The organism is Paraburkholderia eburnea (assembly GCF_002917095.1).
In the GTDB taxonomy this organism is placed as follows: Bacteria; Pseudomonadota; Gammaproteobacteria; order Burkholderiales; family Burkholderiaceae; genus Paraburkholderia; species Paraburkholderia eburnea.
The window spans coordinates 2,746-4,079 of record NZ_PQGA01000048.1 but is presented as its reverse complement, the minus strand read 5'-3'; the positions used below and the strand labels follow the sequence as shown (position 1 = coordinate 4,079).

Sequence of the window (1,334 nt, the reverse complement as noted above, 5' to 3'; positions counted from 1 at the left end):
GCGCTCGACCACGTGTAATCCGCGCGTGCCGTGAGGGTCGGGATCTTGTTGCTCGTCGTGATCGGGTCGCCCAGCGCATTGGTGCCCGTCTGCGTGACCGAACCATAGGTGCGGTACTGCTCGTTGCCCAGCATGAACTTGAAGGCCCACTGGCTGCTGTCCGGCGAGTAGTTCCAGCCCACGCCCACATAACTGCCCGGATCCGAGAAGTCATACAGCAGGTTATGGGTGAGGGTGAGCATCTGGTTGGACTGCTGCACCTCATAGCCGCCGAAGCTCGGCATCAGGCCCGCGACGAAGGTCTGCGTCGCCGTGACCGGCACTGTGACGACCGCCGTGTTCAGGATATTGTTGCCGATATCGCCATGCTCGTTGGCCAGCAGCGTGATGCCGTTGCCGCGGTTCGGCATGAGCGTGATTTCAGCCGACGGCGCCATCGGCCCGACACCGAAGGTCTTCTTGATGTCGAGGTAAAGATCGCCGAACGTGCTGTTGAAGTAGTTATACGAACTTTCGTGGTTCGCGAACAGGAACGACGAGGTGCTTTGCGCGCGGTTGTAGATATAGGTCGGGTCGATATAGCCCGTGATCGACAGGCCCGCGATCGGGCCGGTATTGGCCGCGTCGCTGAGCGAATCGACCTTGAGCTGCTGGCTGGCGATCTGCTGCTTCATCGCGTCGACGTCGTCGTTGCTCAGATGCGCGGGCGCCTTGCCGTAGTCGGGCGAGGAGATGTCGACTTCCGGCGCGGCGGCGGTTGCGGTGGCCGTCGCCGTGCCGGCCGGCGCAATCGCCAGTTTCGACGAACCCCTGGCGGCAGGCTTCGATTCCGCGAGTTCGCTCTTGAGCGATTTCACCTCTTTTTGCAGGGCGTTGAGCTGCTGCTGCAGGGCCTTGATCTGGTCGCTGGTCGAGTCCGCGAATGCGAGCCCTGGCAGTGCCCCGGCCACCAGCAGACAGATTAACTTCTTCTTCATCGACATTCTCCTTATGGGTCGTTGTTGCAGGCGTTTCGACGCTGATTCTTCTATTGCTAACTGAAATTGTTCTGTACTGCTGGCCGTTTTATGTGGCGCGCGCGTTAAGGCATTGCGCTTCAATGTGCTTCACGCGCGCGCCGTGCTGGATCATCGATAACGCTCAGGCCGCGCGCCGTCCGATCGGCGAGCCGACCGCGCCCGGCGGCGTGCCCGGCGTGGACGATTCAGCCGGATCGGGCTGGATGAAGGCCATCTGCATGTCGCGCATGCGCTTCTTTTCACGCGCGCTCATCAACTGGTTCACGGCGATCACCCCGATCGTCACGGCGCTGATAAAGAGCGTGGCGAGCGCGT

At 61.7% G+C, this 1,334-nt stretch carries 1 protein-coding gene and 1 pseudogene; both read right to left on the bottom strand.

Annotation, left to right across the window (positions count from 1 at the left end; genetic code table 11):
• Positions 1–977 (bottom strand): DUF3138 family protein (locus tag B0G62_RS30975; RefSeq protein ID WP_146055394.1); only part of this gene is annotated, 977 nt, incomplete at its 3' end.
• A gap of 163 nt (positions 978–1,140) precedes the next feature.
• Positions 1,141–1,334: pseudogene (locus B0G62_RS30970) on the bottom strand (putrescine ABC transporter permease PotI); the annotation flags it as partial.